Below are 17,714 nucleotides of genomic sequence, written 5' to 3' on the forward strand. Positions count from 1 at the left end.
TTCTTTTTTAGTTGACTTCTTTCTCACTTGTTTCTGGAGAACTAGTTGTTGGATTGCTTGATTCAGCCTGTTTGTCGCTTGCTTGTTTGGTAGTTGTTTCAGAACTTGCTTCACTCGGCTTAGCTTTGGATTGAAGTTCTTGGTTTAATGAGACAATTTCTTGCGCAAGTGCTAGAAGAGCTTGCTTGTCTTTGCTTGCTCCACTTAGTTTATCAAACAAGGCATCCACTTTTTCAAAGTCCGCATCGGAACCATTATTCATTTCCAAATAATTATGTAGGGCAAGGACTCCGTTATATAATTTTTGATAGAGGACTAAAACCTCTGGATCTTGATTAGCATTCTCACGTTCAGTCTGAATGGTTTGCGAAATACGTTTTATAAGATCTTGGACTTGTATGTTTAGTTCATCAAGGTCTGCGTCATCTTTATCTAGAGCAGCTTTCAGGTTTTTCACCTCGTCAGCGAGTGAAGCTTTTACGCCTTCTTCTTTGACTTGAGCCACTAATTCATCAGCTTTCGTTAAGAGTCCTTCTACTTGAGCTTTTCGAACATGATTGCTTTGTTCCTCAGGCTTAATATCATCATACAAACCTTTCAAAAACTCATAGACTGCTGTTTTAGCACTATGACCATCCACTTTTTCTGTATCTAAAATCGTTTCAGAAGGCTTACTTGTAACAGGTTCATTCTTCAGAGCTTCTTCAACTTCCAGTTTTGTTTGATAGATTTCTGGGAATAATTTGTTCAAGTCAGTCGCCTTAAGGAAGGATTGTGATTGATAAAGTGTCCAAGTTAAGTTAGCAACTTTATGTCTAAGAGTGTCATTTAAGCGACCATCAGATAGATGTTGGTAGAAATACTTGATGTATTCGACTGTCGTAACACCAGTACGGTCATTAAAATCTTGCAAGGCTTGTAACTTAGCTTCAACTGCATCTAAACCAGCCTCATCTTGAGCCAATTTATTTTCTTGGAGCTGAGTCAAGAGATCCTTCTTAGGAAGTCCATAAGCATCCGTATCCAAGGTATTAATCTTATCTACTAAAGCTTGATATTTCTTGTCTAAAGGACTGATTTCTGTTGGTTTTACGCTAGCATCAACATGGATATACTGCTTGTCAAAGAGATCTAATGCGGCTAGATACCCAGCTGTAGAGTTGGTTGAGAGCTTCTTCATATTTTCAGAGAATTGTCCCAAAGCAAGCTCAATCTGTCTCTGTAGTATTGGTTTATCCTTGTAAACTTCACGACTTTCTGCTAGAAGCTGGTCAACCTTATTTTGAACAGTCGCTTCATCAAAGGCTCCTGGTTGATAGTTGGATTGCAAGGCAGGAATCTTATGTTTCAAAGCAACTTCATAACCTTTAGTCTGAACTTTGATGTAGTGATTATGGTCACCGTGAGGTATGACGAAGCTACCATTTTCAACCTGTAAGCTATATGGAGAGACACCGTCACGAAGTGCGGTTGTATAAAGTTCGTTTAGAAAATCAAGTTCTGCATCACCTGTTTGAAGCGGAATACGAACGTGTTCCTTACGAACAGCGTAAGGGTGAATGTGAGTTGGGTCATAAGCCTGGTCTGGATTACCAAATACAAAGAATCCATTTGAAATTCTGATAGCTTCAAGCGGAACTCCGTATGTCTTAGAGATATATGCTGTCTTTTCTTTATCGCTAGCATCTCGAGAGAAACTTTCTACAGTCTTGGCAAGAGGTTTAACAGGTTCTGCCTGATGGTGACCATGCAAATGATCCTGCGCAGCCTTTATCTGCTCTTTCGACAAATCTTTCTTAAAGAAATAATGTGCATGGTCTCCATGTGAAACTACGAAACCTTGGTCGTCCTCACTAATTACTCGATCAATAGCAAAGCCATGATCGTGGTCTTCACCGTGTCGATGATTAGCATGATCGTGGTCATGGTCTTCTTCGTGTTGATGATCAACATCTTCGTGGCCATGGTCATGGTTATGATCTTCGTTTGGTTTACTTGGAATTTCTACAGGATTTGATGGTGTTACTAGACCTGAAAGTGGTATCAAGCGTGCAATCTTTTGCTCCAAAGCAGATAAACTACTATAAGGGATGAAATGGTAATGATTTCCATGAGGGATAGCAACTCCATTAGGCGTACGACTGGTAATTTTAGCCGGGTCAAATACCAAACCATCAGATTCTTTATAGCGTTGACTAACTGGTAAAGCGTAAAGCTGTTCTAGAAGTTTTTGAAGATTATTTTCTTCTTGTACTGGATTGCTTGTAGCTGGTTTCTCTACTTGATGACTTGGTTCAACACTTGGAATCGGTTTGTAGTCTGTTAGACTTTGTTGACTTCCTTTTCCAGCAAGGTAAGCTTGAGCAGCAGCTAGTTCAGTTGAGGATAAGGCACTCTTAGGAACGTAATGATAATGGCCACCATGAGGAACGATAAACGCATCACCCGTATCTTCTATAATATCAGCAGGATTAAAGACATACCCATCATCAGTGGTATAACGACCTTGTGCTCTGGCAGCAAAAACTTCATTACTTGTACTGCTACTATCTGATGTGTGTTCTTGTTTTTGTTTCTCGATTTGGTCTTTGGTACGAATATTATCTGCGTGACTAGCATCCTTCAGATAGACATAATATTTGCCATCCACCTTGATGATATAGCCACCTTTAATCTCATTGACAATATCTCCATCACTTAGTTTATAGTTTGGATCCTTCATGACCAATTCTTCACTAAAGATGGCATCAAAAGGCACCTTACCATTGTAGAAATGGAAATGGTCACCGTGGGAAGTCACATAGCCTTGATCTGTAATCTTAGTAACAATCTGTTCAGCTTCTATTCCTTCTTTTTGGTTAACTTGATCAGGTGTCAGATTTTCATTCTTTTTTGCATCAGACTCTTTCCCATCAACATAGGATACACGGTTATTTTCTTTGTTCTCAGGCGCTTGGTGTTGATTTAAAGCGTAAGCGCAGACACTTAAGGCAAGGACCACTGCAGATCCTGCTAGATATTTTTTATTAATTTTCATAAACTCCTCATTTCAATTCTTCAGCTAAAATAGCTATATTGTCTTCTAAATTTTCCAAGTAGGACTTATCATTTTGTGGATCGGCCTCTAAAGGATTGAGTGTTTTAAGAGTCACACCTGTTGATTTGACAAGTGTATCAGCAACTTTAGACGAAGCATTACTCTCTGTAAAGATAGTTTTGACCTTATAATTTTTTACAAATTCTTGAATTTCGGTTAACTGTCTCGGGCTTGGTTCTTGGTCTGGTGAAATACCAGCTATTCCAAGTTGATTTAATCCAAAGCGTTTAGCTAAATATGAAAAAGCTGTATGTTGAGTTACAAAATTTCTTTGATTGACTTTTTCAAAAATGGGTTGGTATTTCTTGGTCAAATCATGAGCTTTGGCACTAAAATTTTGTGCGTTTTTCTGATAAGTATCCTTGTTAGCGCTGTCTAGTTCGGATAACTTATCAGCGATAATCTGAGCTTCTTCAGCAACCTTTTCAGGATCAAGCCAAGTATGAGGATCATACAAGGTCTTCTCATCAATCCCATCTCCTGCCTGCATATCTTCTAAACCAGGTACGCGCTCTAAAGTCATACCTTCTGATGCTTCTAAAACCTTCACCTTAGATTTTTGCAGACTTGGGTCTAAACTTCCTGCCCATGACTCCAAGGTATGGGAATGATAGACGAAAACATCAGCATCATAGATTGCTGCAATATCATTTGCAGATGGTTCATAGGAATGAATACCTGAACTCGACTGAATCATCCGAACATCATTTAAATCGCCAGAAATTTCTTTAACCATGGCATAGACAGGGTAAAAACTAGTCACAATCTTCATCCCCTTAGCTTCACTACTACTATCTTGACTAGATTTTTGTCCACAAGCTCCTAAGAAAAAAACAAACAAGGCAATTACAAGCCACAGGACACTTCTTTTTTTCATCACAACTCCTTAACTAGTGTTTAACCATTTAATTAACTAGTAAACATTCTACACCTTAAAATTTAAAATGTCAATATTTTTTTGCATTTTCATGAAAAAAGTAAGAACTAGATTTCTTTCTCTGTTCTCACTGCTTATTTTTAACATTTGACTTTTAATCGTTTTAGAACTCCTTGATTCATTTTTTAAGTCAGCAAATTTCAGTTTTTTAATAAAGAAAAGGACATTATTCAATCAAAAATCGAACAATATCCTTTCGAATAAATTATAACTAATAAAAATCTTTTAAGGTTTTATTTGTTTTAGTGTCTTAATGTCATACATCACTAAATCACCGTTTTTATTGTAAAACTGAACCCCATCTGGTTGAAAGATTAGAAACTTAGGATCAATTTGGGCAATTTTCGCTAACTTTTCTATATGTTCATTTAAAGTTACTTTATCTAACCCATAGTCTGGTAAATCATCGTCATTTTCTTCTTTGGAATTCTCTTTATTTTCTGAAGAAATTTCGTTGGTTGTACCAGTCTCATTCTCCCCGATATTTTTCTTCGGTTGCTCTTCAGTTTTATCTACAGCAGTATTATTCTTATCACTATTTTCAGTATTGTTTGAATCAGGTTTTAATTCTTTATTAGGATGTGTAGACGTTTCAGTTTTGGATTCTTTTTCTTTCATTCTTTTGGCAATTAAGTCTTGCGCTTGTTTCCATTCTACTTCTGATAAGTCGGATTTAGTGATACTTCTCAATGAACCACCTCCAGCTCTTGGAATACTAAATGATTTGTCTTCCCATACAAAGGTTTCTTTTGCCAATACATCTTTCGGATCAAAAATATAACCATCTGGAGTTGCAAATCGACCTTCTGCAAGAGCTTTCTGAACTTCTTCAGCAGAATGGATAATTTGCCAATTCTGCATTCCAGCGCGTTTTTCAAGAGGAGTCACATTAGCAATAACGGAACCTGAGTCCTCATGACCCGGCTTAGACCAAACTTCAGGACGAACCTCAGGGTGTTGCATGACATATTTAATAGTCGCAATTTGATGAGGCTCTAACCATGAGTAAGGCACAACGTGAATATGATCAATGTGTGGAATAATGAATGAACTTCCAGTATCATAGGTAGTATTTGCTGCATGCAACGGCAAACTTGAGACATCTACAGCTAATCTCGGTTTAATTCCTGTGTCAACTATATCATAACGATAATGATCTCGATCCTTAAGCATTAGTTCTTGTTCAGAAAAAGCAATTTGAGTAAGATCAAGTTCGTCTCGAGAATAGAAATATTCTTTTCCGTTTTCTTTAATAACATAACCAACTTTACCATCTTTGGTAACTTTACTAGTCACTTTTTTTGAATCAAATTTTGGTTTTTCTTCTTTATTCATCTTCTCTGAAGGAATAACACTATCATTAGCTTGACCTTTTTCCTTCATCCACTTGCTAACTTCGTCTAATTCAAATTGTTCTAACTCTCCAAATCCCACATAATGGAAATGATTTCCATGTCTCGCTATAATACCTGATTTATCAACTGAATAGATAGAATCTTTACTGAACACATATCCATCACTAGTATCGTATGGTTTGCCATCCAGACCCTTACCATAAGCTTTAATTGAATTTCCTAAAAATGTATGCTCAACAGTACTGTTTGTTGGCTTTTGGGTATTTACTGGCTTGTTTTTTCCATTATTTTGTCCTTTTTCTGAAATCATTCTCGCAATCTTCTGCTCTAAATCAGACATTTGAGAATAAGGGATAAAATGATAGTGATCCCCATGAGGAACTGCTACTCCATTTGCTGTTCTTTTTGTGATTTGAGCTGGATCAAAGATCAAACCATCTGATTCCACATGACGTTGACTGAGCGGTAAGGCATAAAGTTGTTTCAAGAGACTAGATACGTCTTCACTTTGACTTGCTTGATAACTATTATCCACTTGTGGGCTAACAGTTGGAGCCCATCTTCTAATATTTGACTCAACATTACTATGATTTGTTTGTCCATATGAACTACTATTCGATGCCTCTGATGAACTGCTAGAAGAATTTGTTAACGGTCGATACCCAACTGAGCTTGTTTGACCACCTTTTTCAGCTAAAAAGGCCTGGGCAGCGGCCAGTTCACTAGCCGATAAGTCACTCTTTGGAATATAGTGGAAATGATTGCCATGGGGAACGATGTATGCATCACCCGTATCCTCGATAATATCGCTTGCATTAAAAACATAGCCATCATCCGTCGTATAACGTCCCTGAGCCCTTGCTAGAGTGACTTCGTTGCTAACCTTTGATCCACCATCATGCCCATGTTCTTGCTTCTGACGATTGATTTCTTCCTTACTACGAATATTTTCTGTATGGGAAGCATCCTTGAGGTATACATAATAGCGACCATCAACCTTAATGACATAACCACCCTTAACTTCGCTGACAATATCCTCATTTCGAAGTTGATAGTTCGAATCCTTCATCAAGAGTTCTTCACTAATAATAGCATCATAAGGAACCTTGCCATTAAAGTAGTGATAATGATCTCCATGTGAAGTTACATAACCTTGATCGGTAATCTTAACGACAATCTGTTCTGCATTAATACCTTCTCGTTGACTAACCTCATCTGGCGTCAAATTTTCAGTCTTACTATTAGCCTGATTCCCTTCTACATAAGCCACACGATTAGACTCTTTACTGGTCTGCCTTGTCTGATAACGACCCAATTCATAACTTGAAAGACTTAATGTTAAAAGAGCTACAGAACCAAGAACATATTTTTTATTAATTTTCATCTAAACACACTTTCTATTTTCTTATTAAACGGAAGATATCGAATTGCTAAAACTTCTTTTTTCTTAACTGGTTAAGTTTGTATATAGAATAATTTATAAAAATAAAGCAAAAAGTCTACTTCTATTTATGAGTTTCTAAAAATATTTAGCCAACTATATTTTACATAGAAACTTAACTATTTAATTAACTAGTAAACATTCTACTCCTTAAAATTTAAGATGTCAAGTTATAAATTCACTTTTTCCCAAAATTTTACTAATAGAAAAACACCGCTTTAACGGTGCTTCTTACAAACTACCAATATATATTTCTGGAAACTTTTTCGGAAGGAGTTGCCAAAATTCTTCTAATTGCTCTTCTACTCTATTAGTGCTTCGAATAGTTAGGCTATACTTTTTAGAACTATCTTTTCTAGTATATACAAACTGATAAATTTTGCTAAAACGGCTATAACTTGTACGTACTAAATAGATTCTCCACACATCTCTAAGATCTAAAGTTTGGGTTCCTTTGCAATAAGTAATGAGGTGATTTTTATACAAAATAACTTTCAAGTCTTGATTGTAGAACTCGGCTAAAGTATCAACCAACTCAAGATTTCCTTTTAATTCAGGATACAGACGATAAAGCTCTTTGAATGAATCAATTGTTTTCTTTCGTATGATAAAGGCTGCGGCTAAGGTCATTAATCCCATACCAGAGAAAATCACGATACCAAAAATATAGCTTAAACTATCCCTAGAATATTCACTAAGACTGAGATAGATTCTTGTATTCATATTTCGTGCAACAACTGATTTAGCAGGAAGTATCGAACTAATAAACTCGTCAAGATTTATAATCTTGGTATTTTTCGAAGTATTGATAAAATTGGTATTAGTGAGGGGTTCTAACTGAATACCTGTGAGAGTTCCAGGATTATCAGCAAGACTTTCTGCATTCTCAAGAAGCTTATTGATTGATTCATCTTTCACTTTAGACTCAACTATTGCAAATTTCCCATCTCCTTCATTACTGTATTTCACAATGTAGACCACAGTTCCACCATCAACCTCACCGACTGGCTCAGGATAGATACCATAAACTTGCATGGTGACTTCTCTTCCAGTTTCAGTCGTATCTGCAAATCTCTCCGTAGGTTTCTTATGAATCTGACCTAAGAATCCAGATATAGTAGCGAGTGCGAAAAATACGAGTGAAATCAAAAGAACTGCGGTAAAGCCTTTATTTCTTTTTTCTTTAAACATTAAAATCTCCTTTAGTCTCTTAATGAAATTATAACAGACTTTATTTCATATCTCATCTCTAATCCTAGTTATTCTTAGATTTTAACAAAATAAAAAGCTCGAATTTTCATTCGAACTTCATTTTTATTTTCTTGCAGCTTTTTCATCTTCTTCGAGTTGTTTGACCAGTTGTTCAACACTGTCAAATTTTACCATATCTCGGATACGATCTAACCAATAGACGGTTACTGTTTCACCATAAATATCTTCATCAAAATCAAAGATATTGACTTCAAATCGCTCCTCTTCTCCATCGAAGGTAACATTCTTACCGACACTGGCCATTCCACGATAGAGTTTTCTCTTGATTTCGATATCAACAGTATAGACACCATCTGCCGGTATATAAGTACGATCCAAGAGCACGAGATTGGCAGTTGGATAGCCGATTGTTCGGCCACGAGCATTGCCGTGTACGACTATTCCTCTTGTAGGAAGTGGACTTCCAAGCAGCTGACCTGCTTCTTTCACATTCCCTTCAAGGATAGCTTGACGAATACGAGTAGAGCTAATCTTTCCTTTTTCATCTTCTACAGGAGGAACTACAACTACTTCTCCATCAAAGATTTCTTTTAAATCTTCTGCTGATTTTCTATCAGAACCTAAACTATAGTCAAATCCAACTACAATGGTATCTGCTTTAACTTCTTTGACAAAAGTATCTACAAACTCTTGAGCTGTCATATTAGCGATACGACTTGAGAAGTCCATTAAATAAAGATTTTCGACACCAGCACGTTTAAACTTACGTTCACGTTCTTCTGCATTCAGGATATGAAGTAAATTTTCTGGCGAATAAGGATTCAAGGTTAATTTTGGTGATTCATGAAATGTAATTAAAGCAACGCTTAATCTCTTCTTAGCAGCAATTTCACCAGCAATGCTAAATAATTTTTGATGTCCTAGATGAATACCATCAAAATATCCTAAAACAAGGACTGTTGGACCTGGTGTTGCAATGTCTTTTTCAGTTTTAATAGGTATTGTTACAATCATAGTCATATTATACCAAAAAGAAGAAGGCATTCAAAATATTACGAATTTAAAAGATTATAGGCTACTCTTCACTTCTTTTCTCAGTTGTTCCAAACTTTCGATATGATACTTGTCCATAACTTTTGGTAGTTTATCAATGATATCAGGGCAGGCATATGGATTGGTAAAGTTTGCTGTTCCGACACCTATCGCTGACGCACCAGCTAAGTACATTTCTATAGCAGCTTCAGCTGAATCAACTCCTCCCATACCAATGATTGGTAGATTGGTAGATTGGGCTACTTGACGGATCAATTTGAGAGCTACCGGAAAGACTGCTGGACCTGACATCCCACCTGTTCCATTTGCGAGGATTGGTTTTCTTGTCTTGAGATCAAAACGCATCCCAACAAGAGTATTGATCATGGTAAGACCACTAGCACCGGCATCTTCTGCTACCTTTGCTATAGTTACGATATCCGTCACACTTGGAGTTAGTTTAACGTAGACAGGGACATCTGAAACCTCTACAGCAGCTTTTACTACATCATAAGCTAACTCAGGGTCTTGCCCGATTAAAAGACCATGATTTCCATGATCGACGTTAGGACATGAGATATTGAGCTCGATGGCTTTTACATTATTTGCCTTTGAAATTCCATGAGAAACGGCTGCATACTCCTGTTTTGAAAATCCAGCAACATTGGCGATAATAGGGAGATTTGGATATTCTCTTTCAAGCCAAGGTAACTTTTCAGACAAAACGACCTCTAAACCAGGATTTTGTAAACCGATAGCATTTAGCATACCTGCAGGGGTTTCTGCTACTCGAGGAGTAGGATTCCCAAAACGTGTCTCAAGTGTAGTTGCTTTAATCATGATAGACCCTAAAAGGTCCAAATCATAGTATTTGGCATACTCTTGACCAAAACCAAAACAACCTGAAGCAGGAATGATAGGGTTCTTTAACTCTAAACCAGGTAGAGAAACTTGTAATCGATTTTTAGTCATGACACTCTCCTTATAAAACTACTGTTCCTGTTTTAAATACAGGCCCATCTTCACAGACACGTTGACTAACTGTTTCACTATCTGGAACTTTTAGGACACAAGCATAACAAGCTCCCATACCACAAGCCATACGCGATTCTAAAGATAGATAGGCTCTTGGATGGTCGTAAAAGGTTTGATTGATGTATTTCATCATACCAGGTGCCCCACAAGAGTAAACAGCATCAAATTCACTATCCAATTCCTTAATCACAACTGAGACATTACCCTTGATTCCATAAGAGCCATCATCGGTCGTCACAAACACTTTACTATATTTGGCTAATTCGGCTTCCAAAATGACAGCATCTTTAGTAGCAAATCCGAGCACAGTTGTTATTTCAACACCACGCTCATTTAGTTGTTTAGCTACTTCAAGCAAAGGTGGAACACCAATTCCCCCTCCAACTAGAAGAACACGACTACGTTGGTCTAATTCTGATAAATCAAATCCATTTCCTTGAGGTCCCATAACATCCAGTCTATCCCCTGCTTTTAAGGTCGAAAAGATTGCTGTGCCAGAACCCTCAATACGATAAATGAGATGACATTGGTTTTGAGACTTATTAATAGATGAGATTGAAATTGGACGACGCAAGAGATGAGCATCATCAGGAACTCGTAAATGAAGAAATTGTCCAGCTCTCATAGCTTCTACCATTTCTCCTTCTAGTACTAGCTCATAGATTGCTGGTGCAATCTCATCTTGGGTTACAACTTTCATAGTTTCTAAGCGAATAGCACCCATGCGTTTGTTACAATTAGGATTCATACCTTTTCCTCCTTAAAGTTTAAGGGGTTCAGAAAAAGAAAAACCTTGCAATCGCAAGGTTTCAGTTAAGATACTTACAGAAAAGAATCAAATAAACTGTGTTTACTCGAAGTTTGTGTAATCTATTTTCTATCTGACACCTTGTGAGCCTCTCTGGACTTCCCTTAAAGGTTAAATTTCCACTAGTATACTGTAACCAACATAAAAAGTCAAGTAAAAATAGGTAAGGTGTCTGACGAATTTTAGTTTACTTTTTTTGCGATGAGAGAATTTCCTCTAATTTATGGTAATCTTTGACGCTATCAATTTCGTAGATGCTATTTTCTTCTAACTCTTCTACATATACATCAAGTTCTTTGATATTATCTTTAACCATATTATCCCAGTAGAGGTCAACAAATTCGCCACTTGCATAGGCTTCATCGATAAACCCAACAATTTTCTCAGCTGTTGGAGCGTCCCAGAATGACACACCACTCAAGATGCGTCCATTTTTGCTATCAACGATGATATCTTGTACTTTATAGTCATCACCGTAAACCAAGAACCATTCATTGTCACAGTCTTCACGATAAACGCTGAAGTATGTTGAACGCTCGATATCATTACGGAACATATTCTTGAAAAGATAGTTATCCGCATCGATAACGTAGCTATTAGCCAACTCTTCTTTTACTAGATAAAGTGAATAGAAGTTATTGTAATCAGCATACTTTTCGTTGAAGACTAAACGCACACCGTACTTTTCCTTAAGATAGTCGAATTGTTCTTTTAAATAACCTACGACGATGATAATGTCATCAATTCCTCGTTCTTTTAAATATTCAATTTGATATTCAACCAAAGGTTTTTGATTGACTTTAACCAAGGCTTTGGGAGTATTTTCTGTCATAGGACGTAAACGAGTTCCCAAACCTGCTGCTAAGATGATCGCTTTCACGCGTTTTCTCCTTTATTCTTTAATAATAATATAAACACCAGCCATTACAACAAATGAAGTAATAATTGTTAAGACAGTCAGAGGTGTACCTAAGAACATTGCTGCAAAGAAGACAGTCCAGACTACATAACTGACATTTAGCCCCGTTGCTTTTGCCGGTTGCAATCGATTAATAGCCATATAATAAGCAAGATAAGAAATCATATCAAAGGCTGCAAAGACAATCAATAGACCAAACAATTGGCCATTTGCCACTTCTGCAAATGAATGATGTGTAAAGAGTACAATGACTAGATAAGACAAGAAGGATGTAACTTGTCGAATCAAAAGAGCTTCAATTTCACTGAGATCACTTTCCATAGCAAAAGAACTTAGAACACTTTCACTTCCCCAAGCTAGGGCACAAATCAAGGCACATAAAATTCCGATATAGAAAGAATTCACTTGTTCTGCCTTATAGGTCTGAGCAATAATCCCAGCAATGATTAGAAAGATACCGAAAATTGTATTTTTGGAAATCTTGTGCTTCAAAAAGAAGAAGGCAAGCAAGACTGAAACAGCAGGATAAATAGCTGAGACCGATGATGCTAAGGAACTCCCGATGTATTTAACCGCATAGAGATTGGCCTGCATACCAATTGGTCCTGCTAAAAGTGCTCCGATAATAACACTCACATTTCGAATGTTCAAGAAGATTGAAAAACGAACTTTACCTTCCTTAACTAGAAGGAAACCTAGTAAGATAAAAATACTTAGGAAGTCGTGTGCTGCTGCTACTACAAAAGGTGAAAGATCTGTAAAGATAGAAAATATATAGGCGCTTATAGTTAGTCCTAATCCCCAGAACACACCCGATAGTAGCCCAAAAGAAACTCCATTTTTAGTCTTCATTGGAACCTCCCATAGAATCCAATTCCTTCACAGCTCTATTGTAACGAGAGATTCCATAATCTCCGAAATCTGCACCATTTTCTTCCTTGTAAATAGTCCAAAGACTCCAAATGATGTCTTGCAAGATTTTGTAAATACGAATTTTCTCCCTTGAAACGGGAGTCTTATCACTCTCATAATGACTTAGGAAGTCTTCTTCCTCTGCACTTGTAAATTCAGATTCTAGGAAGAGGGCTGCCAAATCCCACATAGGATCATTTATAGATGAATATTCCCAATCAATGAGATAAAGATGTCCATCTGGTCCTTCAATAAAGTTTTCTGGAACCAAATCAATATGACATGATTTTCTATCAATTCCAATTTCTTCAAGTTGATCTTTTAGTGAGAATACTGAATTTCTGACAACTTCATAGTTCGGATAGGAAATTTCCCCTTGAATCAAAGATTCATATTTTTTAATTTCCTCAAAAGGAGCAAACTCTCCTTTTAATTCTTTACCTGAAGCGTGAATGGTTTGTAGTATTGGTGCAATCTTTTCAAATTTGGTTTTAATAGTAGATGAGTTAAGCGTTTCAGCGTTTTCAATGTATTGATTAACCTTGATGCCTGCTTCAATATCAAAAAGATAATTTTCTACATCTAATTTCAAATCTTTCAACAATTCAAGATTGAACTTTTCATTCTGACGGTCGATTAATTTATCTGTACCTTTTCCGAAAAACTTAACAATATATTGATTCGAAGATGTTTTGACCAAGTAGTTTTGATTGGTCATCCCACCTAATTGTTCAACGCTCAGAATATCTTCATCAGTTGATAGTAAAGAAGTAAGCTTTTCCTTAATGATTTTTTCCACAATCATCCTCCATTAGACTTCCCACTTAAAGACTGTCTTAAAAGCGGTATTTAAGTCAGTTGCAAAAACTCGGTGAATATCTTTGATTTCTCTGACTGGCTCTTCTAGATAAATAATATTTTTCAAACGATTGGCAAACTTCTTGACTTCCATCATTTGAACGGCTTTTTCAAAGTCAATTCGCCCAGAACGAGATGAACCCACTAGTAACAAACCTTTTTCGAGGGCATCACGGGTATTTATATTTACCTTATACTCACTAACACCCATCATTAATAGCGTTCCCTGAGGTTTGATGTAACGGATCAAGTCATTTATAGCAGGTCCACATCCATCTCCACCACAGCATTCAAAACCATGGTCAAAACTAAGATCTTCTGGGATACTATCAGTAATGTAAAGCTCTTTAGCGAATGAGAAGAGTTCCAACTTTTCCCAGTGACGACCAATGACGATAATTTCAGCTTCAGGCAAGGTATAATTGATAATATTCGCCATAACAAAGGCTAAGCTTCCATCACCAATGACAGCTATTCTCTGTCTTCTGCTATGAGAAACTGTCAAAAAACGATTCATGGCATGCATACCTACACTGACAAATTCAGTGATAGCAGCTACCGTATCTTCGATGTCCTCATAAGCTACTACACGATTCTTTGGAAGAGAAACAAATTCACGCATGAATCCATCATAGCCACTTGATAGGAAATACGTTCCAGTCATGTAGTTTTCGTAGAATTCCTCATCACTTTGCATAGGTGGTTGATTTGGAATCATGACAACCTTCTGACCAACTTTATAGGTACCTGTTGGGTCAGAAATGACTGTACCACAAGACTCATGAATCATAGCCATTGGTAGTTTTTTTGCTAAAATTTTTGGATCTCGTTTACCTTGATAATAGCGCTGATCCGCATGACAAACAGCCATATAGTTTGGTCGGATGAGGATATGATTCTCTTGATCAATTTCTTCTTCCTGATATTTAATATTAATAAACTTTGGTTTTGTCAGTTGATAAATTTGATTAATCATGTCTCTAGTCTTTCTCAATCATGCTTTTAGCAATCTTCAAGTCTGTAACTGTTGTAATTTTAAGGTTTGAGTATTCCCCTTTAGCCAAGGCTACATCTTTCCCCTTAATGACAAAGATTTTACATGCATCTGTTAAAATTTCTTTTTCATCTGCTGAAAGAGAACCATACAAGTCGATAAAATCTTTACAACGGAAGGTTTGTGGAGTTTGTCCTTGGTATAGATGAGCACGATTTGGAATATCTGTAATGAACTGACCATTTGTACTTTCAACGATAGTATCCACTGCTTCAACCACAGTATCAACCGCATCATGTTTTTGAGCAAGAGCGATATTGTCTTGAATCATGCGAAGTGTGATAAAGGGACGAACCGAATCATGCGTCACTACGATATCATCTTCTGTTAGTGGACGGTAAGCATCGATAGCTTCAATAATCTTTTCAATACTAGAATTGCGGTCTGCTCCACCTTTTGTAATGATGATACGGTCCTTGTGGAGTGGAAGGAACTTTTCGACTAAATCTTCTGCATGTGTCACCCAGTCACCATGAACTCCAACAACAATTTTTTCAATACTTGGTTCTAGGACAAATTTTTCAATTGTATGGATTAGAATTGGGCGGTCTCCCAACTCAAGAAATTGTTTAGGTAAATTACTGATACCCATGCGCGTGCCGGTTCCACCTGCTAAAATTCCAGCATAAATCATATTGATTCTCCTTTGGTTTGTTCTAAAAACTCATTCTTTTCTATTATATCATAATCTAGCACTATCTTAAAATAAATACTAGGTCCCTCAAGCTAGAAACTACTATCAAAATTACGTTTTTGGTAAAATTGAGTTCTAATCTGTTATTTCAAGCTCTCGATTAATATAGAGTTCTTCAGAATAGTATAAAAAACTTAAAGAAACCTTAAAATGAATTTAGATAGAAAAAGAGCACTAAAATTAAAAATAGACTTTTCGTTTTAAAATTGATAAAATAAAATGGAAAATAAAAGAAAAGGAAGCTAACTACCGCCATGATGAATATGCAAAACATGATGCGCCAAGCTCAAAAACTTCAAAAACAAATGGAGCAAAGCCAAGCTGAGCTTGCTGCTACTGAATTTGTTGGAACTTCTGCTCAAAATCTGGTAACTGCAACATTAACCGGTGATAAAAAAGTCATTAAGATTGATTTTGATCCAGCAGTCGTAGATCCAGAAGATATTGAGACACTATCTGATATGACTGTCCAAGCACTCAATGCTGCTCTCGAGCAAATTGACGAAACTACCAAAAAGAAACTTGGTGCATTCGCAGGTAAATTACCTTTTTAATATCGTACAAAAAGAGGCTGGTTAACAGCCTCTTTTTTGATTAGAATGTAAAGAATTCAGTTGCCTTTTTTAAAAGCAAGTCTGTATACTCAGGATCTTCCTGAGCTGTTTCTAGTTCATCTTTAATCATTTCCAAGTTATCCGTTATCATGCCGTTGACACCTAAGCGGAAAGACTTATCAAATGACTCAGAACTATTGATTGTCCATACATAGAGTTTTTGTTCAGTATTCCAAAGTTTGGTTACAAAGTATTCGTCCAATGTAGAGTACTCCATAGTATACCCCGTTGCATTTGTTCTCGGGAAGACAGAATTATAAGGAAGGATAAAATAGATTGGAATATCCTTATCATACTGGGTTACTTTCTCAACAACGTGATAATCCAAGGATTGCATTTGATGACCATAAACCTTAATTTTTGCAGCATACTTTTCGAGAAAATGATCCATCATTTGCGGGCTATCTTTGTGACTGGTCTTAATTTCAATGAGTAGTTTTTGATGCAATTCATTTGCACGATTCAAGTAATCATCAAAACTCGAAATCTTTGTCTCATAACCATTCTCGTGTATATCAATCTCTTGTAACTCTTCTAAGGTTAAATCCTGTGGCGTTTTATTGATCCCTGCTAAACCTCTAAGATTGGCATCGTGCATCATGACAAATTGGCCATCCTTGGTTTCCTGGATATCCATCTCGATTAAATCTGGTTTTAATTGAGCAGTTTTTTCCAAGGATTGGATTGTATTTTGTACACCATTGCCATTTGATACGCCCCGATGTGAAATTACAAGTGGCGGATTGACTACAGGAGCTTCTAGATAATTATATCCTTCAATTGCAAAGAAAGTACTTGCACAGACCATCACACCCCATCTCATGATATGGTCCTTCTCCCGTCTTGGCATAATGTCAAGTTCTTCTCCTGTTAGAAAAGAAGAGAATTTAACAAGGAAATAGGTTAATGCCATATAGTGAAAATTCTTGATGAGAACAAAGTTAATAATAGCAAGAACTAGGGATTCTTTCTGTGTTATGCTATCCACTATAAACTGAATTGATAATATAGGGATGAGAGGTAGGTAAAAGAATAGGTTTGTCTTTACAATAATTAAGAATAAATGCCAGGCATAAAACCAAAAGTTATTCTTGGTTTTTTCAAGACTATAAAGAACGGAGTCCTTAACTGACATCTTTTCGTAAAAGACTTTTGGTAATGCGAACATCAACCGAACCGAAACATAGAAGAATAAAAGTGATAAGCTAATAATAGCTACCCACCACATCCAATATTTATCTTCCATGTAAGTTTGGATAAACTCCGGAATCACTATTTTATTGAAATAATAAATCTTAAATATCTTTCTGATAAAAGGAAATAGCATTGCCACAAAAAGAAAGATAAATAATGCTTTAGAAATAGTCAACTTCTTCATAAAAGCAAGGCTTTCACGGAATACTTTTCGACTATATTCTATGAGAGTTCTTTTTTCATGATAAAGGAGATGACGTGCTCCAATAAAGAGAATACTGAGTTGAAAATAGGCTACCAGTAGATTAATGGCTATCAAAACCACAAAACCAAGACTGACTATAGGAGCATTTTTTATGATTGAAAAAATATTGTTATAAGAAATAAACAAATATCCAGTCTGACTTAGTAAAAATCCAGCTATGACTGAGTTTAATGGCAACCAAATATAGTCAACCAGCATAAAGATTAGAAAGAATAGAAATAGGATTTTATCTAGATTAAGGTAAATCTTTTTAAAACCCAATTTTTTCGGTTTTTCAGGTTTCATAA

14 protein-coding genes are annotated in these 17,714 nt (G+C 36.4%); 1 reads left to right on the plus strand and 13 read right to left on the minus strand.

Going from position 1 to position 17,714, the window contains the following annotated elements; all coding sequences use genetic code 11:
- Nucleotides 1-7: 7 nt before the first annotated feature.
- The 12 genes from HMPREF1481_RS04630 to HMPREF1481_RS04685 form a co-directional block, all read right to left on the minus strand.
- Nucleotides 8-3,037 carry a pneumococcal-type histidine triad protein gene (locus HMPREF1481_RS04630; protein ID WP_016465892.1) on the minus strand — a complete coding sequence of 1,010 codons (3,030 nt, stop codon included), beginning with the start codon at nt 3,035-3,037 and terminating at the stop codon, nt 8-10.
- Between the two features lie 7 nt (nt 3,038-3,044).
- Nucleotides 3,045-3,974 (minus strand): metal ABC transporter solute-binding protein, Zn/Mn family, encoded by a 930-nt coding sequence (locus tag HMPREF1481_RS04635; protein WP_016465893.1) that lies wholly within the window; start codon nt 3,972-3,974, stop codon nt 3,045-3,047.
- 285 nt (nt 3,975-4,259) lie between these two features.
- Nucleotides 4,260-6,773 carry a pneumococcal-type histidine triad protein gene (locus HMPREF1481_RS04640; protein ID WP_016465894.1) on the minus strand — a complete coding sequence of 838 codons (2,514 nt, stop codon included), beginning with the start codon at nt 6,771-6,773 and terminating at the stop codon, nt 4,260-4,262.
- 288 nt (nt 6,774-7,061) lie between these two features.
- Nucleotides 7,062-8,021, minus strand: a complete 960-nt coding sequence (locus tag HMPREF1481_RS04645) for a hypothetical protein (RefSeq protein WP_016465895.1) — start codon at nt 8,019-8,021, stop codon at nt 7,062-7,064.
- Between the two features lie 123 nt (nt 8,022-8,144).
- Nucleotides 8,145-9,056 (minus strand): bifunctional riboflavin kinase/FAD synthetase, encoded by a 912-nt coding sequence (locus HMPREF1481_RS04650; protein WP_025173266.1) that lies wholly within the window; start codon nt 9,054-9,056, stop codon nt 8,145-8,147.
- A 54-nt stretch (nt 9,057-9,110) separates the two neighbouring features.
- Nucleotides 9,111-10,046 carry a dihydroorotate dehydrogenase gene (locus tag HMPREF1481_RS04655; RefSeq protein WP_016465897.1) on the minus strand — a complete coding sequence of 312 codons (936 nt, stop codon included), beginning with the start codon at nt 10,044-10,046 and terminating at the stop codon, nt 9,111-9,113.
- A gap of 10 nt (nt 10,047-10,056) precedes the next feature.
- Nucleotides 10,057-10,857: a dihydroorotate dehydrogenase electron transfer subunit gene (locus tag HMPREF1481_RS04660; protein ID WP_016465898.1), complete on the minus strand. Its 801-nt coding sequence runs from the start codon at nt 10,855-10,857 to the stop codon at nt 10,057-10,059.
- Nucleotides 10,858-11,104: 247 nt separating this feature from the next.
- Nucleotides 11,105-11,797: a sugar phosphate nucleotidyltransferase gene (locus HMPREF1481_RS04665; protein ID WP_016465899.1), complete on the minus strand. Its 693-nt coding sequence runs from the start codon at nt 11,795-11,797 to the stop codon at nt 11,105-11,107.
- 12 nt (nt 11,798-11,809) lie between these two features.
- Nucleotides 11,810-12,688, minus strand: a complete 879-nt coding sequence (locus tag HMPREF1481_RS04670; RefSeq protein WP_016465900.1) for a DMT family transporter — start codon at nt 12,686-12,688, stop codon at nt 11,810-11,812.
- Nucleotides 12,678-13,547 carry a phosphotransferase family protein gene (locus tag HMPREF1481_RS04675; protein ID WP_016465901.1) on the minus strand — a complete coding sequence of 290 codons (870 nt, stop codon included), beginning with the start codon at nt 13,545-13,547 and terminating at the stop codon, nt 12,678-12,680. Before HMPREF1481_RS04675 ends, HMPREF1481_RS04670 begins: the two co-directional genes overlap by 11 nt.
- A 12-nt stretch (nt 13,548-13,559) precedes the next feature.
- Nucleotides 13,560-14,582, minus strand: a complete 1,023-nt coding sequence (locus HMPREF1481_RS04680; RefSeq protein ID WP_016465902.1) for a ribitol-5-phosphate dehydrogenase — start codon at nt 14,580-14,582, stop codon at nt 13,560-13,562.
- Between the two features lie 4 nt (nt 14,583-14,586).
- Nucleotides 14,587-15,294: an IspD/TarI family cytidylyltransferase gene (locus HMPREF1481_RS04685; RefSeq protein WP_016465903.1), complete on the minus strand. Its 708-nt coding sequence runs from the start codon at nt 15,292-15,294 to the stop codon at nt 14,587-14,589.
- 314 nt (nt 15,295-15,608) lie between these two features.
- Here HMPREF1481_RS04685 and HMPREF1481_RS04690 point away from each other — a divergent pair, with 314 nt between their 5' ends.
- A complete protein-coding gene (locus HMPREF1481_RS04690) occupies nt 15,609-15,908 on the plus strand; it encodes a YbaB/EbfC family nucleoid-associated protein (RefSeq protein WP_016465904.1) in 300 nt (99 codons plus the stop codon).
- Between the two features lie 40 nt (nt 15,909-15,948).
- Here HMPREF1481_RS04690 and HMPREF1481_RS04695 read toward each other — a convergent pair whose 3' ends face one another.
- Nucleotides 15,949-17,712, minus strand: coding sequence for a glycerophosphoryl diester phosphodiesterase membrane domain-containing protein (locus HMPREF1481_RS04695; protein WP_016465905.1), 1,764 nt, complete (start codon nt 17,710-17,712; stop codon nt 15,949-15,951).
- Nucleotides 17,713-17,714 lie beyond the last annotated feature (2 nt).

The sequence above is a fragment of the Streptococcus sp. HPH0090 genome (genome assembly GCF_000411475.1).
Taxonomy (GTDB): domain Bacteria; phylum Bacillota; class Bacilli; order Lactobacillales; family Streptococcaceae; genus Streptococcus.